The 16,127-nt window shown below is 70.2% G+C and carries 14 protein-coding genes; 6 read left to right on the forward strand and 8 right to left on the reverse strand.

Annotated elements, in window-relative coordinates:
- Positions 1 to 74: 74 nt before the first annotated feature.
- Together ACQHIV_RS34895 and ACQHIV_RS34900 are read right to left on the reverse strand one after the other, a co-directional pair.
- Positions 75 to 1,961, reverse strand: a complete 1,887-nt coding sequence (locus ACQHIV_RS34895) for an HAD family hydrolase (RefSeq protein ID WP_427888524.1) — start codon at positions 1,959 to 1,961, stop codon at positions 75 to 77.
- Position 1,962: 1 nt separating this feature from the next.
- The gene (locus tag ACQHIV_RS34900) at positions 1,963 to 2,613 is read right to left on the reverse strand and encodes a hypothetical protein (protein ID WP_427888526.1); all 651 of its coding nucleotides are present in this window, start codon (positions 2,611 to 2,613) and stop codon (positions 1,963 to 1,965) included.
- A 173-nt stretch (positions 2,614 to 2,786) separates the two neighbouring features.
- On the opposite strand from ACQHIV_RS34900, the gene ACQHIV_RS34905 reads away from it, so the two are divergent.
- Positions 2,787 to 3,533 carry a D-Ala-D-Ala carboxypeptidase family metallohydrolase gene (locus ACQHIV_RS34905; RefSeq protein WP_427888528.1) on the forward strand — a complete coding sequence of 249 codons (747 nt, stop codon included), beginning with the start codon at positions 2,787 to 2,789 and terminating at the stop codon, positions 3,531 to 3,533.
- Here ACQHIV_RS34905 and ACQHIV_RS34910 read toward each other — a convergent pair.
- Genes ACQHIV_RS34910 through ACQHIV_RS34920 form a run of 3 tightly spaced genes read right to left on the reverse strand, consistent with a single transcriptional unit; the run spans position 3,530 to position 6,994 of the window.
- Complete coding sequence (locus ACQHIV_RS34910) at positions 3,530 to 4,777, reverse strand: DUF445 domain-containing protein (protein WP_427888530.1); 1,248 nt, start codon at positions 4,775 to 4,777, stop codon at positions 3,530 to 3,532. The two genes, ACQHIV_RS34905 and ACQHIV_RS34910, sit on opposite strands and share 4 nt — an antisense overlap.
- 35 nt (positions 4,778 to 4,812) lie before the next feature.
- Positions 4,813 to 6,018, reverse strand: coding sequence for an MFS transporter (locus ACQHIV_RS34915; RefSeq protein WP_427888531.1), 1,206 nt, complete (start codon positions 6,016 to 6,018; stop codon positions 4,813 to 4,815).
- A complete protein-coding gene (locus ACQHIV_RS34920) occupies positions 5,996 to 6,994 on the reverse strand; it encodes a hypothetical protein (protein ID WP_427888533.1) in 999 nt (332 codons plus the stop codon). The genes ACQHIV_RS34915 and ACQHIV_RS34920 overlap by 23 nt, the downstream gene beginning before the upstream one ends.
- 118 nt (positions 6,995 to 7,112) lie before the next feature.
- Between ACQHIV_RS34920 and ACQHIV_RS34925 the strand changes: the two genes are divergently transcribed.
- Positions 7,113 to 8,276, forward strand: coding sequence for an alpha-hydroxy-acid oxidizing protein (locus ACQHIV_RS34925; protein ID WP_427888535.1), 1,164 nt, complete (start codon positions 7,113 to 7,115; stop codon positions 8,274 to 8,276).
- Positions 8,277 to 8,379: 103 nt separating this feature from the next.
- A complete protein-coding gene (locus tag ACQHIV_RS34930; protein ID WP_427888537.1) occupies positions 8,380 to 9,024 on the forward strand; it encodes an HAD family hydrolase in 645 nt (214 codons plus the stop codon).
- A gap of 43 nt (positions 9,025 to 9,067) precedes the next feature.
- Here the strand turns inward: ACQHIV_RS34930 and ACQHIV_RS34935 are convergent, their stop codons facing one another.
- Entirely contained in the window at positions 9,068 to 10,147 is a 1,080-nt protein-coding gene (locus ACQHIV_RS34935) for a 2-oxoacid:ferredoxin oxidoreductase subunit beta (protein WP_427888539.1), read from the reverse strand.
- Positions 10,144 to 12,111 carry a 2-oxoacid:acceptor oxidoreductase subunit alpha gene (locus tag ACQHIV_RS34940; protein ID WP_427888540.1) on the reverse strand — a complete coding sequence of 656 codons (1,968 nt, stop codon included), beginning with the start codon at positions 12,109 to 12,111 and terminating at the stop codon, positions 10,144 to 10,146. Before ACQHIV_RS34940 ends, ACQHIV_RS34935 begins: the two co-directional genes overlap by 4 nt.
- A gap of 258 nt (positions 12,112 to 12,369) precedes the next feature.
- Here ACQHIV_RS34940 and ACQHIV_RS34945 point away from each other — a divergent pair, with 258 nt between their 5' ends.
- Together ACQHIV_RS34945 and ACQHIV_RS34950 are read left to right on the forward strand one after the other, a co-directional pair.
- The gene (locus ACQHIV_RS34945; RefSeq protein ID WP_427888542.1) at positions 12,370 to 13,125 is read left to right on the forward strand and encodes a hypothetical protein; all 756 of its coding nucleotides are present in this window, start codon (positions 12,370 to 12,372) and stop codon (positions 13,123 to 13,125) included.
- Positions 13,126 to 13,135: 10 nt separating this feature from the next.
- A complete protein-coding gene (locus ACQHIV_RS34950) occupies positions 13,136 to 13,492 on the forward strand; it encodes an NADH-quinone oxidoreductase subunit A (protein ID WP_141855095.1) in 357 nt (118 codons plus the stop codon).
- 300 nt (positions 13,493 to 13,792) lie between these two features.
- On the opposite strand, the gene ACQHIV_RS34955 is transcribed toward ACQHIV_RS34950, so the two are convergent.
- Positions 13,793 to 14,698 carry an ornithine cyclodeaminase family protein gene (locus tag ACQHIV_RS34955; protein WP_427888544.1) on the reverse strand — a complete coding sequence of 302 codons (906 nt, stop codon included), beginning with the start codon at positions 14,696 to 14,698 and terminating at the stop codon, positions 13,793 to 13,795.
- Between the two features lie 46 nt (positions 14,699 to 14,744).
- Here ACQHIV_RS34955 and ACQHIV_RS34960 point away from each other — a divergent pair, with 46 nt between their 5' ends.
- Positions 14,745 to 16,094, forward strand: coding sequence for a serine hydrolase domain-containing protein (locus tag ACQHIV_RS34960; RefSeq protein WP_427888546.1), 1,350 nt, complete (start codon positions 14,745 to 14,747; stop codon positions 16,092 to 16,094).
- Positions 16,095 to 16,127 lie beyond the last annotated feature (33 nt).

Below are 16,127 nucleotides of genomic sequence, written 5' to 3' on the forward strand. Positions count from 1 at the left end.
ATGGTTGCCCCGCCACCAAAAACCAACCTCACCCGGCGCACGAGACGGGCACGCCGGGGGAGGCCGCCGGCGGGTCAGGTGGTGCGGGCGGTGGCTTGGCGGCGGGGTGGGGTGGTGAGGCGGGCCGGGGTCGGGGCGGCGGGGAAGCCGGCCGGGGACGGGCGGGGGGCGGTCGTGGTGGGGCGGTCGGGGGCCGGGAGGTGGAGGATTCGTTTGATCTGGTTCATGTCGCCGTGGACGATCGTGTGGGCGACGGCGGCCGCGGCCGCGCCGGGTTCGTAGGCGACGCCGGTGCCGACGTTGGACAGCAGCGGCACGTCGTTGGACCCGTCGCCGACGCCGAGGCGGCGTTCGCGCGGGATCCCGAGTTCGTGTCCGATCCGGTCGGTGAACTCGACCTTCCCGTCCGCGTCGACCAGGTTGCTCACCTCGCCGGTCAGTACCCCGTCCACGATCTCCAGATGGCCCGCCGCGTACCGCTCGACGCCCAGCCGGTCGGCCAACGGTCCGACGATCGCGTCGAACCCGCCGCTGGCGATCGCGACCTCGTGCCCGGCCGCCTGCAGATCGCGGATCAGCTCCTCGACGCCCTCGTTCAGCACGATCGTGTCCGCGACCTCCCGGACCAGCGCCGCGTCCACCCCGCGCAGTTGCGCGACCTTCGCCCGGATCGACGTCTCGTAGTCCGGGTGCCGGCAGGCGTCGACCTCCGCCAGCCGGCCCGCGCGGTCGGCCAGCGTGTGCAGTGTGTCGTACTTGCTGATCGTCTGATCCACATCGAAGACGATCAGATGCTTCTGCATCGGCACCATCGGCTGCTCCGCGCGCTCCGCCGTACGAACGGGCGCGAGCGCATGGCCCAGCGCCGACGCGACCTCGCCGCGCGCGTTCTGCTGCCACTGCCCGCGCACCGGGTCCCACTTCCCGTTCGACGGATCCGCGGCCCCGTCCAGGAACGTGTCGATGGTCTCCACGATCTGCGCGAACTCCGGGTACTCCCGCAGCTGCGGGATCCGTTCGCGAAGCTGCGCGAAGCCGTGTTCCCACAGGATTTCGGTCTCGTGCGAAGGAGCCGGCGGCTGCCCGTAGAAGCGGTACGGACGCGGCGGCCCGCTGAGCCCCGCTTCCTTCCAGTGCCAGTTCTCCGACAACGCCTTCCGGAGCGCGTCGCCTTCCACCGGGCAGGTCCGCGCGATGTAGTACAGGTCCGCGATGTCCTTGAACCGCGGCGCGGCGATGCCGTCCCCGACCCCCGGCTGCAGAGCGAGCGCGGCCATCTTGTCCGCGGCCAGGTCCGCCACCGGCCGCATCAGCGGCGTGATCGGCCGCAGACCGTCGAGCTGTGCGCCGACGATCGACCGCCGGGCACGTTCGGACGCGCTCGACCGCTGGATCATCGTCGGCATCTTCACGTCGACCTCGATCGAGAACAGGTCCCCGTCGGCCCGCACCCCGAGCGGTCCGCGGCTGTCGTCGACCGGCTGTACGTCGATCGTGAAGACGGCATGCCCGGTCCCGGCGATCTGGACGTTCCGCGTCGTGTACCGCACCAGCCCGCCGAGACCGGGAGCGCCGTCGACCGGGTTCTGCCGCGCCGGCGCGACCGCGAGGATGTCCGCGCGGATCCGGTCCAGGTACTGCTCGTCGGTCAGGTCGCCGAGCGCGCCGTTGTAGATGTCGAGGTCGTTGGCCGTGCGCGCCATCTCGTACACCGGGTCGATGCCGGATCCCGGCGTACCGGACCAGGCCTCGGCGTAGCCGGGAAGGGCGTCCGAGCCGGTCTTCTCGTACGCGTCGGTGCCGTGGTTCAGCTGGCTGAGGAAGTCGGCGCCGGCGAGCTGGCGGATGCCGCGGTCGGCGGTGAACCGCGGGGTACCGATCTCCCGTAGCCGCGCCGTCAGCCGGGACCACGTCGGGTAGGAGCCGCGGAAGGCCTTCAGGTCGAGGTGGCCGGTGTACACGTCAGCCCCTCCCGGCCGCGGCGAGCGCGGACTCGAGCCAGGCCGGGCCGTCGTACGCCGGATCGCGGTCGGCGAACTGCTCCGTCAGCTCCGGGCCGAGCTGTTCGGCGGTCGTCCAGCCCTGGCTGATGAACGAGCGGGCCAGCCGGCCGAGGTCGGACAGGTCGAACCCTTGTCCGTCGGCGAGGTCCGCGAGAGTCCGGGCCGGGCCGGTCACCGGGAGGCCTTCCACCACGTTGCACTGCTCTTCCGGAACCGACCGCGGAAACACCGTCACGGTGTCCGGCAACGTGTTCCTGGCGCGGCCCGAGAACTCGATGCGGGAGCCGCTCGCGGTGCCGGCGCCGTACAGCTGGGCCGCCGTCTGGTGCGAGACGACCAGTGTGGTCAGCGATCGCTCCCAGGCGGGCGCGGCCTCGGCGAGCAGCCAGGTCGCGTAGACCGTCTGGTGCGGATGCGTGGCGCCGGCGCGGACCCGGAGTACGCCGTCGACGACGGGCTCCACGATTCCGGCGTCCTGCAGCTGGGCGAGGACCTGGTCGGTCACCTCGCCGCGGAGCTGGGCGATCGCGAACAGTCCGTGCTGGCCGTCGGCCAGGGTGCAGATCCGTGTGAACGCATCCAGCAGGTTCGGGCGCGTGAAGCCCTTCATCGTCAACCCCGCAGCCGGTCGTCGGTGGACAGTGCCGCCATCATCCAGCGCCCGGGGCTCACGAAGGTGAACAGCCGGTGACGGAAAGTTTCCGCGACTACTGGCCAAAGGGCGGAAAGTGCCGGGATGCTGGTGCGGGACAGGTTCCCTTCACCGCCCCGGAGGTTGTTCCGATGTCCATCACCCGACCCTTGCCGCGGCTGCTCGCCGTACTGCTGCTGTTCGCGGCGACCCTCACCACCTCACAGGTCCTGGCCACCACGGTCGCGCACGCCGACGGCTGCTACACGTGGGGGCGCACGCTCAGCCAGGGTGCGTCCGGCGAGGACGTGCGCCAGCTCCAGATCCGCGTGGCCGGCTGGCCCGGGTACGGCGCTCACCTCGCGATCGACGGCTCGTTCGGGCCCGCGACGAAGGCCGCCGTACAGCGGTTCCAGTCGGCGTACGGGCTGGTGTCCGACGGGATCGCCGGGCCGGCGACGTACGGCAAGATCTACGCGCTGCAGGACGACGACTGCACCCCGATCCACTTCACGTACGCCGAACTCGACGACGGGTGCGGCGGGTCAGGGTTCGACGGCGGAACGCTGTCCGAGGCGGCGACCAGGGCGAACGCGCTGCGGACGATGTGGCAGTTGGAGGCGCTCCGGCACGCGCTGGGCGACCAGCCGCTCAACATTTCCAGCGGTTTCCGGAGCATCCCGTGCAACCGTTCCGTCGGCGGCGCGAGCAACAGCGAACACCTGACCGGCCGCGCCGCGGACCTCACCGGCGTCCACTCCTTCTGCACCATGGCCAAAGAAGCCCGCAGCCACGGCTTCGGCGGAATCTTCGGCCCCGGCTACCCCGACCACAACGACCACACGCATGTCGACATCCGTACGACGAACACCTGGTCCGCCCCGAACTGCGGGATCTAGATCAGCTGGCTGACGGTGTGGATGAGGAGGCCGACGAGGGCTCCTACGACGGTGCCGTTGATGCGGATGAACTGGAGGTCGCGGCCTACGTGGAGTTCGATGCGGGCCGCGGCCTCGCGGCCGTCCCAGCGTTCGATGGTGTCGGAGATGACGGAGACGATCTCCGTTCCGTACGTGCGGACGACGTACCCGACGGCCTCGGCGGCGCGGGTGTCGACCTTGGTGCGGAGGGTCTCGTCGTTCTGCAGGCGGTCGCCGAGGTCGTGCAGGACCTTGATGCCGCGGATGCGGAGCGTGCTGTTCGGGTCGTTGATCGAGTCGATCAGCGCGGTCCGCATCGCGTCCCACACCGCGGTCAGGCTGTTGCCCATGTCCGGGTGCGTGAGCATCCGCGCCTTCCACGCCTCGAAGCGTTCCATCGTCGCCGGGTCGTGCTGCAGGTCGTCGGCCAGTTGCCCGAGCAGCCGGTCGACCGCCCGGCGGGCGGGGTGGTTCTGGTTGTCGCGTACGTCGGCCAGCCACGCCAGCGCCTCGCGGTGGATCCGGTCCACCACCAGCCGGTCCACCCACTGCGGCGACCACCGCGGCGCGCGCGGCCCGACCACGTCGGCGAGCAGGTCCCGGTTGTCGGCCAGCCAGTCGTACGCCTCCACCATCAGCAGGTCGAACAGCGCGTGATGCGCCCCGTCCTCGACCACCGACTGCACGAAATGCCCGGCGATCGGGCTGAGCGGTTCCTGCACGAACCGCGGCAGCAGCGACCCGCGGACGAACGCCGCGACGTCGTCGTCACCGAGCTTCGGCAGCGCCGCGCCGACCGTCCGCGCACCCTCCGCGACGATCCGCTCGGCATGGTTGCCGTCGGCAAGCCACTCGCCGACCCGGCGGCTGATCTCGGCGGTCCGCATCTTCTCCGCGACGACCTCCTCGGACAGGAAGTTCTCGGTCACGAACTGCTCGAGGCTCTCCGCCAGGCTGTCCTTGCGGGTCGGCACGATCGCCGTGTGCGGGATCGGCAGCCCGAGCGGACGCCGGAACAGCGCGGTGACCGCGAACCAGTCCGCCAGCGCACCCACCATCGCCGCCTCGGACGCCGCGTTCAGGTACGCCCAGCCGCCGGTCCGGTGCAGCGTCGCCAGGTAGATCGCCGCGGCCAGCACCAGCAGGGCCAGTGCCACCGAGCGCATCCGCCGCAGCCCGCGCCGCCGTACCAGATCGGCCGCGCCCAACGTCAAGGTCGCCATACCCCGATCTAACCAAGTCCGTGGTCAGGAAACCCTCAGGCAAGTACCTGAGTCGACCCTCGGCGTTCCATCAGGCCCGAGACGACGGCCAGGACCAGGCCGGCCAGTGCGAGGCCCGCGCCGAGGCGGCTGGGCCATTCGTACCCGTAGCCGGCGGCCAGTACGACGCCGCCGAGCCACGCCCCGAGCGCGTTCGCGACGTTCAGCGTGGAGTGGTTCAGCGACGCCGCCAGCGACTGGCCCTCGTGGGCGACGTCCATCAGGCGGGTCTGCAGCGCCGGCACCAGGATGCTCGCGGAGCAGCCCATCGCGAACACCGCGACCAGCGCGCCGGGCCGGGTCTGCGCGAGCCAGCCGAACGTTCCCAGTACGACGGCGACCGCGACCAGGCCGCCGTACACGCTGCCCATCAGCGACCGGTCCGCCAGCCGCCCGCCGAGGACCGTGCCGACCGTCATGCCGACGCCGTACACGGCCAGCACGATCGTCACCGCGGACGCCGAGAAGCCGGCCAGTTCCGTCATCGTCGGGGTGATGTAGGAGTACGTCGCGAACATCCCGCCGAAGCCGACCATCCCGACCAGCAGCGCCATCCACACCTGCGGCCGGCGCAGCGCGCTGAGCTCGCTGCGGACGTTCACGTCGCTCCCGACCGGCTGCGGCGGCACCCAGAACCAGACCGCGACGAGTGTCAGCAGCCCGAGTACGCCGACCGCGAGGAACGGCACCTGCCAGCCGAGCTGCTGCCCGAGCAGCGTGGTCACCGGTACGCCGATGATGTTCGCGACCGGGAGTCCCACCATCGTCATCGACACCGCCCGGGCCCGCCGTTCGGGCGCCACCATCGAGGAGCCGACGACCGCGCCGATCCCGAAGAACGCGCCGTGCGGCAGCCCGGACAGGAACCGCGCGGCCAGCAGGAACTCGTAGCTGGAGGCAACCGACGAGAGCACGTTGCCGACCACGAACACCGCCATCAGGCCGAGCAGCAAGCGTTTTCGTCCCGTTCGCGCGCCGAGTGCCGCGATCACGGGAGCGCCGACCACGACGCCCAGCGCGTACGCCGAGACGACATGGCCGGCGGTCGGGATCGAGATCCGTACTCCGTCCGCGATCTGCGGGAGCAGCCCCATCGTGACGAACTCGGTGGTCCCGATCGCGAAACCACCGGTCGCCAGCGCGAACAACGCCAGGTTGACGCGCCGCGCGGTACGGCTGTCAGGAGCGAACGAACTTGTCACACCTGATTGTCGCAGAGATCAGCAGGACCACCGCAATCGCGGCGAAGACGCCGTTCCCGATCAGGTCGACGGTCATCGAGGTCCCGAAGACCGGGCTCTCCGGGAAAGCGTGCCACGCGTAGGTGAGCATCGCGCCACCCGCGGCGGCCAGCGTGTGCATCCTGGTCCAGCCGGCCCGCCGGGACCAGGTGACGAACAGCACGATCGCGAGTACGTCGATCGCGAGCGACACCGCCGCGCAGACCCAGCCGTTCTTGATCTGGTCGTTCACGAGCATCCAGCCGCTACTGACCACGAGCCCGACGACGCCGACGATCCACGCGGCCGGGACGGACCCGGCGGTACGGCGGGGCGCGCGGCGGCCGACCAGGACCGCGAGGGCGATCAGTACGACGACCGCGACCGCGACGCCGATGTTCTGCCCGGCTGAGGCGCGGAACGCGTCCTTGGTGTAGCCGAACGCGGTGGTCGCAACGACGCCGACGACGAAGAGTACGCCGTACACGCTGAGGCCGAGCTTGCCGAGCCACGGTTCGCGCGGGCGGCTGGACAGCGACTCCATCACGACGATCGGGACCGTGATGCTCCACAGGGTGTGCAGGCCGAGGACCATCACGGTCCACGGTGCGCCCATGCCGAGGAACGAGATGTGGCCCGGGTCGAGGAGCCGGAGGCCGGCGTAGTTCGGGTTGAACAGCGACTGGGTGGTGATGCCCTCCTCGATCACGCCGTACGCGAGCGCCAGGACCAGGATCGCCGGGTAGCCCCAGCCGCGGCGGCGGGCGACCTCGCGGATCAGGACCGCGCCGCCGCCGTACAGCGGAGCGAGGACGAACAGGGCGAAGAGGCCGCTGATCGGGATGTTCCCGAGCAGGAACTCGGCGACCATCGGGGACAGGAAGAACAGGCCGAGAGCCGGCAGGCCGCGCTTCACGCCGCTACGTCGGGGAGCGGTCACCACGTTCGTGTTCGTCATGGTCATCACTCTGGTTGCTGCGGCCGTCCGGAGCGGATGCGATCCGTCCCGATCCGGGGCTGACGTCCGGTCCGGTCCGGTGCCTGACGGATGTCATGCCGTTGTGGGAGCATCCGGCATGGGCAACTTCGGGGACTACCAGTTGCAGATCTACCTGCAGGGGATGCTGCAGGGGGTGACGCCGGAGATCACCACGGACCTGGCGCGGCTGGAGTCGCAGGCGGCCGGGAAACTGCCGGTCGAGGCGATGGGGTACATCGTGCCGAGCGCGGGCGGCGGCGCGACGGCGCGCGCGAACCAGGCGGCGTTCGACCGCTGGCGCCTGGCCCCGCGGATGCTTCGCGGCAGCACGGACCGTGACCTGTCGTGCACGATCCTCGGTACGTCGATGCCCGCGCCGGTGCTGGTCGCGCCGATCGGAGTGCAGACTCTCGCGCACCCGGACGGCGAGCTCGCGACGTCCCGGGCCGCGGACGCGCTCGGGCTCACGTACACGCACTCGACCCAGGCCAGCCACGCGATCGAGCAGATCGAGGCGGCGAACAAGTGGTTCCAGCTGTACTACCCGACCGACCGCGACGTCTGCCTCAGCTTCCTGCGGCGCGCGAAGGCCGCCGGGTACGCCGTACTCGTGGTCACGCTCGACACCGGGACGATCGGCTGGCGGCCGGCCGATCTGGATCGCGGGTTCCTGCCGTTCCTGAAGGGGGAGGGGCTGGCGAACTACTTCAGCGACCCCGCGTTCCAGGCGAAGCTGGCCAAGCCGGTCGCGGAGGACCCGGGGACGGCGGTGATGCAGTGGGCGCAGCTGTTCCCGAACGTCGGGCTGGCGTGGGACGACCTGTCCTTCCTGCGCGACAACTGGGACGGGCCGATCGTGCTGAAGGGCATCACGCACGTCGAGGACGCCAAGCTCGCGGCCGAGCACGGCGTCGACGGCATCGTCGTCTCGAACCACGGCGGCCGCCAGGTCGACGGCGCGGTCGCCGCCCTCGACGCGCTGCCGGCGATCGCGGACGCGGTCGGCGAGCAGCTCACGATCCTGTTCGACTCGGGCGTCCGCACGGGCTCCGACGCGGCGAAGGCGCTGGCCCTCGGCGCGAAGGCCGTCCTCCTCGGCCGCCCGCTTCTCTACGGCCTCGCGCTCGCGGGCCAAGCCGGCGTCGAGCACGTCCTCCGCTGCTTCCTCGCCGAACTGGACCTCACCCTGGCCCTGTCCGGCTACGCCAACCACCGCGAACTGAACCGCGACTCGGTGGTGACTGTACCGATGAACGGGTAGTGGTGGGTGTTCCGGCGCCATCGGCAGGCTGGCCGAGGCTGCGTGTGGTGGCGCTGACCACACCACTACCCGTTCTTCGGTACGCCAAGGGAGGATGGCGCACATGAAGGCTGTGGTTTTCGATCTGGACAACACGTTGTTCGACCACAGTGGGTCTGCTGAGCGGGCGCTTCGGGGGTGGGTCGGGGAGCTCGGTGTGCGGCCGACCGACGAGCTGATCTCGCGGTGGTTCGCGATCGAGGACCGGGTGTACGACGCGTATCTGCGGCGTGAGCTCACGCATCAGGGGCAGCGGCGGGCGCGGCTTCGGGAGTTTCTGCCGGTGCTGGGGCGGGAGGTCCCGTCGACCGATGCCGAGCTGGACGTGGTGTTCGAGGGGTATCTGAAGCAGTACCGCGGCAGCTGGGTCGCGTTCCCGGACGCGCGGCCGGCGTTGGAGGTTGCCCGGGGCAACGGGTGGCGGGTCGGGGTGCTGACCAACGGGAACACCGCACAGCAGAACGCGAAACTCGAGGCGATCGGGCTCGCCGAGTACGTCGACGTGGTGTGCGCGTCCGAATCACTCGGAGTCAGCAAGCCCGATCCGTTGGCCTACCAACGTGTTTGTGATGAGCTGGGTGTCGCGCCGGCCGATGCGCTGATGATCGGGGACAACCTGGAGCTCGATGTGCTGGCGGCACGCGCGGCCGGGATGACCGCTCGGCACCTCGACCGGTCGACCGGTCACGGCCTGCTCGACCTGCTGTAGCTGCTGGATCTGCGCGTCGCGCGCAGATCCAGCAGTCGTGCTACTAGTTGATCGTCCAGGTGTCCGCGCCGGTGACCAGGGACTGCAGGTCGCCGGGGCCCTGGGTTTCCTGGGCGGTGATGATCTGCTGGCGGACCTGGTCGTCGTACGCGGGGCGGTCGACGTTGCGGAAGACGCCGACCGGAGCGCGGTGCAGGACGCCGCCGTCGGTGAGGCGGGAGAGAGCGAAGGCGTACGCCGGGTCGTCCACGTGGGCGTCGTGCACCACCAGGTCGGTCTCGCCGCCGGGCAGGGACGCGACCTCGCGGACCGCCAGCGAGGCGAACCCGTCGCGGACCACGCCGAGCCGGCCGTCCGTGCCGAAGCGGATCGGTTCGCCGTGGACGAGCGGGATGATCGCGTCGTCCCGGGTCTCCGGGTCCTTGAACGCCTCGAACGCGTTGTCGTTGAAGATCGGGCAGTTCTGGTAGATCTCCACGAACGCCGTACCGCGGTGCTCGGCCGCGGCCCGCAGTACCGACGTGAGGTGCTTGCGGTCGGAGTCGATCGTCCGGGCCACGAACGTCGCTTCCGCGCCGAGTGCCAGCGAGACCGGGTTGAACGGGTTGTCCACCGAGCCCATCGGCGTCGACTTCGTCACCTTGCCCGGCTCCGACGTCGGCGAGTACTGGCCCTTGGTGAGCCCGTAGATCCGGTTGTTGAACAGCAGGATCTTCAGGTTCACGTTCCGCCGGAGCGTGTGGATCAGGTGGTTGCCGCCGATCGACAGCGCGTCGCCGTCACCGGTCACCACCCAGACGCTCAGGTCCGGCCGCGCGGTCGCGAGACCGGTCGCGATCGCCGGCGCGCGGCCGTGGATCGAGTGCATGCCGTACGTCGACAGGTAGTACGGGAACCGGGACGAGCAGCCGATGCCGGACACGATCGCGACGTTCTCGCGCTTGATCCCCAGCTCGGGCAGGAAGCCCTGGAAGGCCGCGAGTACGGCGTAGTCGCCGCAGCCGGGGCACCAGCGGACCTCCTGGTCCGACACGTACTCCTTGCGGTTCTGCGGCTCGGTCGCGGGCGGGACGTTCCGCAGGCCGTCGGGCAGGCTCGGCATGCCGAGCTCTACGGCGCTCATCGTGCTCCCTCCTTGAGGTGGCCGTTCTGGTCCGCGAGGGCCTCGCCGTGCTTCAGCGCGGCCGCCGCGGTGCCGAGGTGCCGGGCGTCGTCGTCGATGCCCGCGGTCTCCTCGACCAGGTTGCCGATCACCTCGGCCAGTTCCGCGGCGCCCAGCGGCATGCCGCGGACCTGCGCGTACGAGACGACGTCGACCAGGTACTTCGACCGCAGCAGCATCGCCAGCTGGCCGAGGTTCATCTCCGGCACGAGCACCTTCTCGTACGAGCGCAGCACGTCGCCGAGGTTCGACGGGAACGGGTTCAGGTGCCGCAGGTGCGCCTGCGCGATCTTGCCGCCGACCGTACGGACCCGGCGGACGCCGGCGCCGATCGGGCCGTACGTCGAGCCCCACCCGAGCACCAGGACCTTCGCCGTACCGTCCGGGTCGTCGACCTCGATCGGCGGGATCGTCCGCGCGACCGCGTCCACCTTGGCCTGCCGGGTGCGGATCATCAGGTCGTGGTTGGCCGGGTCGTAGGAGATGTTCCCGGTCTTGTCCTCCTTCTCCAGACCACCGATCCGGTGGTCCAGGCCCGGCGTACCCGGGACGGCCCAGGCGCGGGCCAGGGTCTCCGGGTCACGCTCGTACGGCAGGTACTTGCCGTCGGGCGTGTTCGGCGCGGTGGTGAAGTTCGGGTCGATCGTCGGCAGGTCCTCGATCACCGGGATCTGCCACGGCTCCGACCCGTTCGCCAGGTAGCCGTCGGACAGCACGATCACCGGCGTCCGGTAGGTGACCGCGATCCGGGCCGCCTCGATCGCGATCGCGAAGCAGTCCGCGGGGGACTGCGCGGCCAGCACCGGCAGCGGCGCCTCGCCGTTCCGCCCGAACATCACCTGCAGCAGGTCGGCCTGCTCGGTCTTGGTCGGCATCCCGGTCGACGGACCGGCCCGCTGGATGTCGCAGACCACCAGCGGCAGCTCGAGCATCACGCCGAGGCCGATCGTCTCGGACTTCAGGCTGATGCCCGGGCCGGACGAGGTGGTGACGCCGAGCGCTCCGCCGAACGACGCGCCCAGGGCGGCGCCGACACCGGCGATCTCGTCCTCGGCCTGGATCGTGGTGACGTTGAACCGCTTGAGCTTGGACAGCTCGTGCAGTACGTCGGACGCCGGCGTGATCGGGTACGCGCCGAGCACCAGCGGTAGGCCGGCTCGCTGCGCGCCGGCCACCAGACCGTACGCCAGCGCCAGGTTGCCGGAGATGTTCCGGTACGTCCCGGTCGCCATCTTGGCCGGCTTCACCTCGTACCGGACCGAGAACTCCTCGGCGGTCTCGCCGAAGTTGTAGCCGGCCCGGAAGGCGGCGATGTTCGCGTCCCGGATGTCCGGCTTCTTCGCGAACTTCGCCTCGAGGAACGTGATCGTCGACTCGACGGGCCGCTGGAACAGCCAGGACACCAGGCCGAGCGCGTACATGTTCTTCGCCCGGGACGCGTCCTTGCGGGACAGGCCGAACTCCTTGACCGACTCCACCGTCATGCCGGTCAGGTTCAGCGGTACGACGTGGTAGCCGTCCAGCTCGCCGGTCTCCAGCGGGTTCTCGTCGTACCCGATCCGCTTCAGGTTCCGCGCGGTGAAGTCGGCGGTGTCGACGATCAGCGTCGCGCCCCGCGGCACGTCCTTCAGGTTCGCCTTCAGGGCGGCCGGGTTCATCGCGATCAGCACGTCGGGCGCGTCGCCCGGCGTGAGGATGTCGTGATCGGCGAAATGCAACTGGAAGGAGCTGACCCCGGGCAGGGTTCCGGCTGGTGCGCGGATCTCCGCCGGGAAGTTGGGCAACGTCGACAGGTCATTGCCGAACGACGCCGTTTCCGCTGTGAACCGGTCCCCCGTGAGCTGCATCCCGTCACCGGAGTCGCCGGCGAACCGGATCACCACGCGGTCGAGCTGCTTGACCTCGATGGTCACTGTTCTGTTCATCTCCAAGTCGAAGCTTGGGTCGGCCTGCGCCTTGTGAGCGGCACGTCGATCCCCCCGTCAGGGCGATAACCCCAATATTAGTTCGCCCTTAGAACGGAACCATGCGGAAGCCCCGGTGGTCCACAGCCTGGGACGGGGTGTTAGAAGCGTCTCCGATCCGGTAGAGGGCGGTCTCACCGTCCGCGAACGTTCGGTTGCGATCCGGAGTGAGAACCGGCAGGGTGGCGTCAACCGACTGCGACTTCAGGGAGTTGTTCGATGCGGCGACTGCTTGCCGGACTGCTGATGGTGCTGCTGCTCGGCAGCGTGGTCCCGAGCGCGTCCGCGGTCCCGTCGCCGGTGCGCACCGTGACGATTTCCAGCATCCGTACGACGGACGCGACGAAGGGCGTGATCACGGTTGTCGGCACGCTGTCTCCGGCGCCCGCGAACGGGACCCGGATCCCGCTGCACCAGTGGATCCCGTCGCAGAAGCGCTGGCAGGAGATCGCGCACGGCTACTCGACGGGCGGCAGCGTGACGATCGCCACGGTCCAGCCCGGCTCGATCCGCACGTACCGGCTCGCCGTCGGGGCACAGGCGCCGTACGCCGCGGCGCTGTCGCCGATGATCTCGTTCAAGCACTACGTGTGGCGGGGGATCTTCAAGAAGGGCGTGCTCGCGGTCGGCGGGGCAGGGCAGCCGCAGTTCAACGTCGTACCGCCGAAGGAAGGCCCGCGGCGGGCGGAGGCTGACCTGCTGGCGGACCAGGGCGGGTACGTGTGGGGCGAGGTCGACTCGACCGGCTGCCGGTACTCGCGGAACTGGCTCGGCAACCTGACCGACGGCCTGGTCCGGGTGTCACTGCACGACGGGACCACGGCGGTCACCTCGCTCCGCATGCAGCAGGAGACCGAGACCTGGCTGAACTACGACATCTCCGGCATCACCCGCCTGCGCCTCCAGGTCACCGACGTCCGCTCCGGCTATGGCCCGTACGTCTCGATCGACTCACTCCTGCTCTGCACGAACTAGACTCTTGCCCGTGTCGGACAGCTATGGCGTCGTCGCTGCGGTAGTCGCGCTCGGCCTGGTCGGGCTGATCGGCGCGTTCGCGCTGAACAAGGCGCTGACGGTCACCTATCCGACCGAAGGCAAGCTGAAGACGTACGAGTCCGGCGTCGACCCGGTCGGCGAGGGCTGGGCCCAGGTCCACATCCGGTACTACCTGTTCGCGTACCTGTACGTGATCTTCGCCGTCGACGCGATCTACCTCTTCCCCTGGGCCACCATCTTCAACACCCTCGGCTTCGCCACCCTGATCGAAATGTTCGTCTTCCTCGCCTTCGTAGCAGTAGGCCTCCTCTACGCCTACCGCAAGGGCGTCCTCCGCTGGACCTGACGTGCCGACCTCGACGCCGTCTTCGCCGACATCCACCGCAAGTACGCCGACCCGCAGCGCCGTGACCGGCCGGCGTCTCTCAGGTTCGCCGGCTGTACGGAGTCCGAGATCGAGGAGATCCGGAAGGACCAGCAGGTCGCCTTCGTACCGGAACCGTTCCGGAGGTTCCTCGCCCACTTCGGCCGCGAAGCAGGCGGCTTCCTGGCCGGCACCGACGCCTGATCGAGCCCCCGAGGTCTACTCCTACCGCGAAGGCCGGGGGATTGTTGGTCAGCAGGCGGACTTGGTGGGGTATCTGCGTCAGCTGGTCTGAGCGTGGGCGAGTGCTGCGGCGATTGACCAGTCCTGGCAGCCGACGCCTACTGATTTGAAGACGGTGCGGCCGTGTGGGTGGGGCGGGTTGGTGAGGGCTGGGCCGAGTTCGATCAGGTCGGGTTCGGTGAGGGTGCCGGAGGTGACGGCGTCGATGATTTCGCCGGATTCCTCGAGGGCGGCTTCGCGTTGGTCGACGACGACCGTGCTGTTGGTGAAGAGGTCGCGGGGGAGTTCGCGCATGGTGGGGCGGAAGGCGCCGATCGCGTTCACGTGGACTCGCTCGGGGAGGGCGTCCGCGGTGAAGAGCGGGGTGCTCGAGGAGGTCGCGCAGCAGATGATGTCCGGGGTGGCGATCGAGGCGTCGAGGTCCGTCGTCGGGGTGAAGCCGACGTCGGGGAACTCCGCCGCCAGGGTCTGAGCCAGCGCGGCGGCGCGGTCGGCGGAGCGGCCGGTCACGGTGACCTCGGTGATCGGACGTACGGCGAGAACCGCGCGGACCTGGTCAGCGGACTGCGCGCCCGTCCCGATCACGGTCAGCCGGGCCGCGTCCGCGGCCGCGAGCAGGTCGGTCGCGACGCCGACCACCGCGCCGGTCCGGAGCGTGGTGATCGAGCTGCCCTCGGCGACCAGCTGCTCGCCGTCGCCCGTCCAGACCACGGTCGCGCGGATCGCCGGCACCTGGTCGAGCGCGATCCCGATCTTCTTCACCACCGCGGTCCCGGTCGGGGAATGGTACGCCGACATCACCAGCACCGCGCCGTCGCCGAAGATCTGCCGCGGCGGGAGCACGAAGTTCCCGGCCGCGAGCTCCCGGAACCCGTCCCGGACGGCGTCGATCGCCGCCCTCATCGGCACGGCCCGGCGGACATCTTCGGCGGAGAGCACGATCACCCGCCCGAGCATATTCTGAAGCCCCGCCTACCGAGGAGCGACAACCGTGCAGAGCTGGCTCGACGAGAACCTGACGAACCTGATCACCAAGCACGGCGTGCCGGCGGCCTCGGTCGCGGTGCTGGCCGGCGGCGAGGTGAGTACGGCGGCCGCGGGCATCCTGAACCTGAACACCGGCGTCGAGGCCACCACCGACTCGGTCTTCCAGATCGGGTCGATCACCAAGCTCTGGACGACCACGCTGATCATGCAGCTGGTTGCCGACGGCAAGCTGGACCTGGACCGGCCGGTCCGCGAGTACCTGCCCGAGTTCCGGCTCTCCGACGAGGCCGCGGCCGCGACGATCACCCCGCGGCAGCTGCTCACGCATGCCAGCGGGTTCTCCGGCGACGCGTTCACGCCGACGTCCCGCGGGGACGACGCGGTCGAGCTGTTTGTGCACGACGTACTGCCCGAGCTGCCGCAGGAGGTCCCGCCGGGCGCCGGGTTCTCGTACAACAACTCCGGCTTCGTGGTGCTCGGCCGGATCGCCGAGGTACTGCGGGGCAAGCCGTACCACCAGCTGATCCGCGAGCACATCGCCGTACCGCTGGAGCTGGAGCACGTCGCGACGCTCCCGGACGAGGCGCTGCTGTACCGGGCCGCGCTCGGGCACATCGCGCCGCAGCCGGGGGACCCGCTGCGGGCGGCGCCGATGTGGAGCCTGGTGCACGCGATGGCGCCGGCCGGGTCGCTGCTGGCGATGAGCGCGGGGGACCTGCTGACGTTCGGGCGCGCGTACCTGGACGCGACGCTGCTTGACCGGGAGACGGTCGAGCGGTTGTGGGAGCCGCAGATCGACGTACCGGCGATCGGCGGGTTCGCGAACCACTGGGGGCTCGGCTGGATGATCTTCGACCTCGACGGCGGCCGGCTGTACGGGCACGACGGCGGCACGATCGGCCAGTCGGCGTTCTTCCGGCTCGCCCCGGAGCACGGCGTCGGGGTCGTGCTGCTCACGAACGGCGGGGACACGGGCGCGCTGTACGACGAACTCGTCGGGCACGTGCTCCGCGAGACGACCGGGATCGAACTGGCGGTCCGGCCGACGCCGCCGGAGGAGCCTGTGCGGGTGCCGGCGGAGCTGGTGACCGGGCGGTACACCGGCGTACTGCAGCAGTCGACGGTCAGCGTCGAGGACGGGGAGTTCTGGGTGCTCGACGAGCCGGTCAGCGACGAGGCGCGGGCGCTGATGCCGGAGTCGCGGCGGACCCGGCTGGTCGGGCTGGACGCGACCCGGCTGATCGCGGCCGAGCCGGAGGGCGGGGTGCACGCGGTGCTGGCGTTCCGGGAGCCGGTGGACGGTCGCGCGGCGTATCTGTTCCGGGGCGGCCGGCTGACGCCGCGGAGTAACTGAGAGTTGTTGCAGTTTCGGTTGCCTGCTCACCGT

This window comes from Kribbella polygonati, from assembly GCF_050320105.1.
Classification (GTDB): domain Bacteria; phylum Actinomycetota; class Actinomycetes; order Propionibacteriales; family Kribbellaceae; genus Kribbella.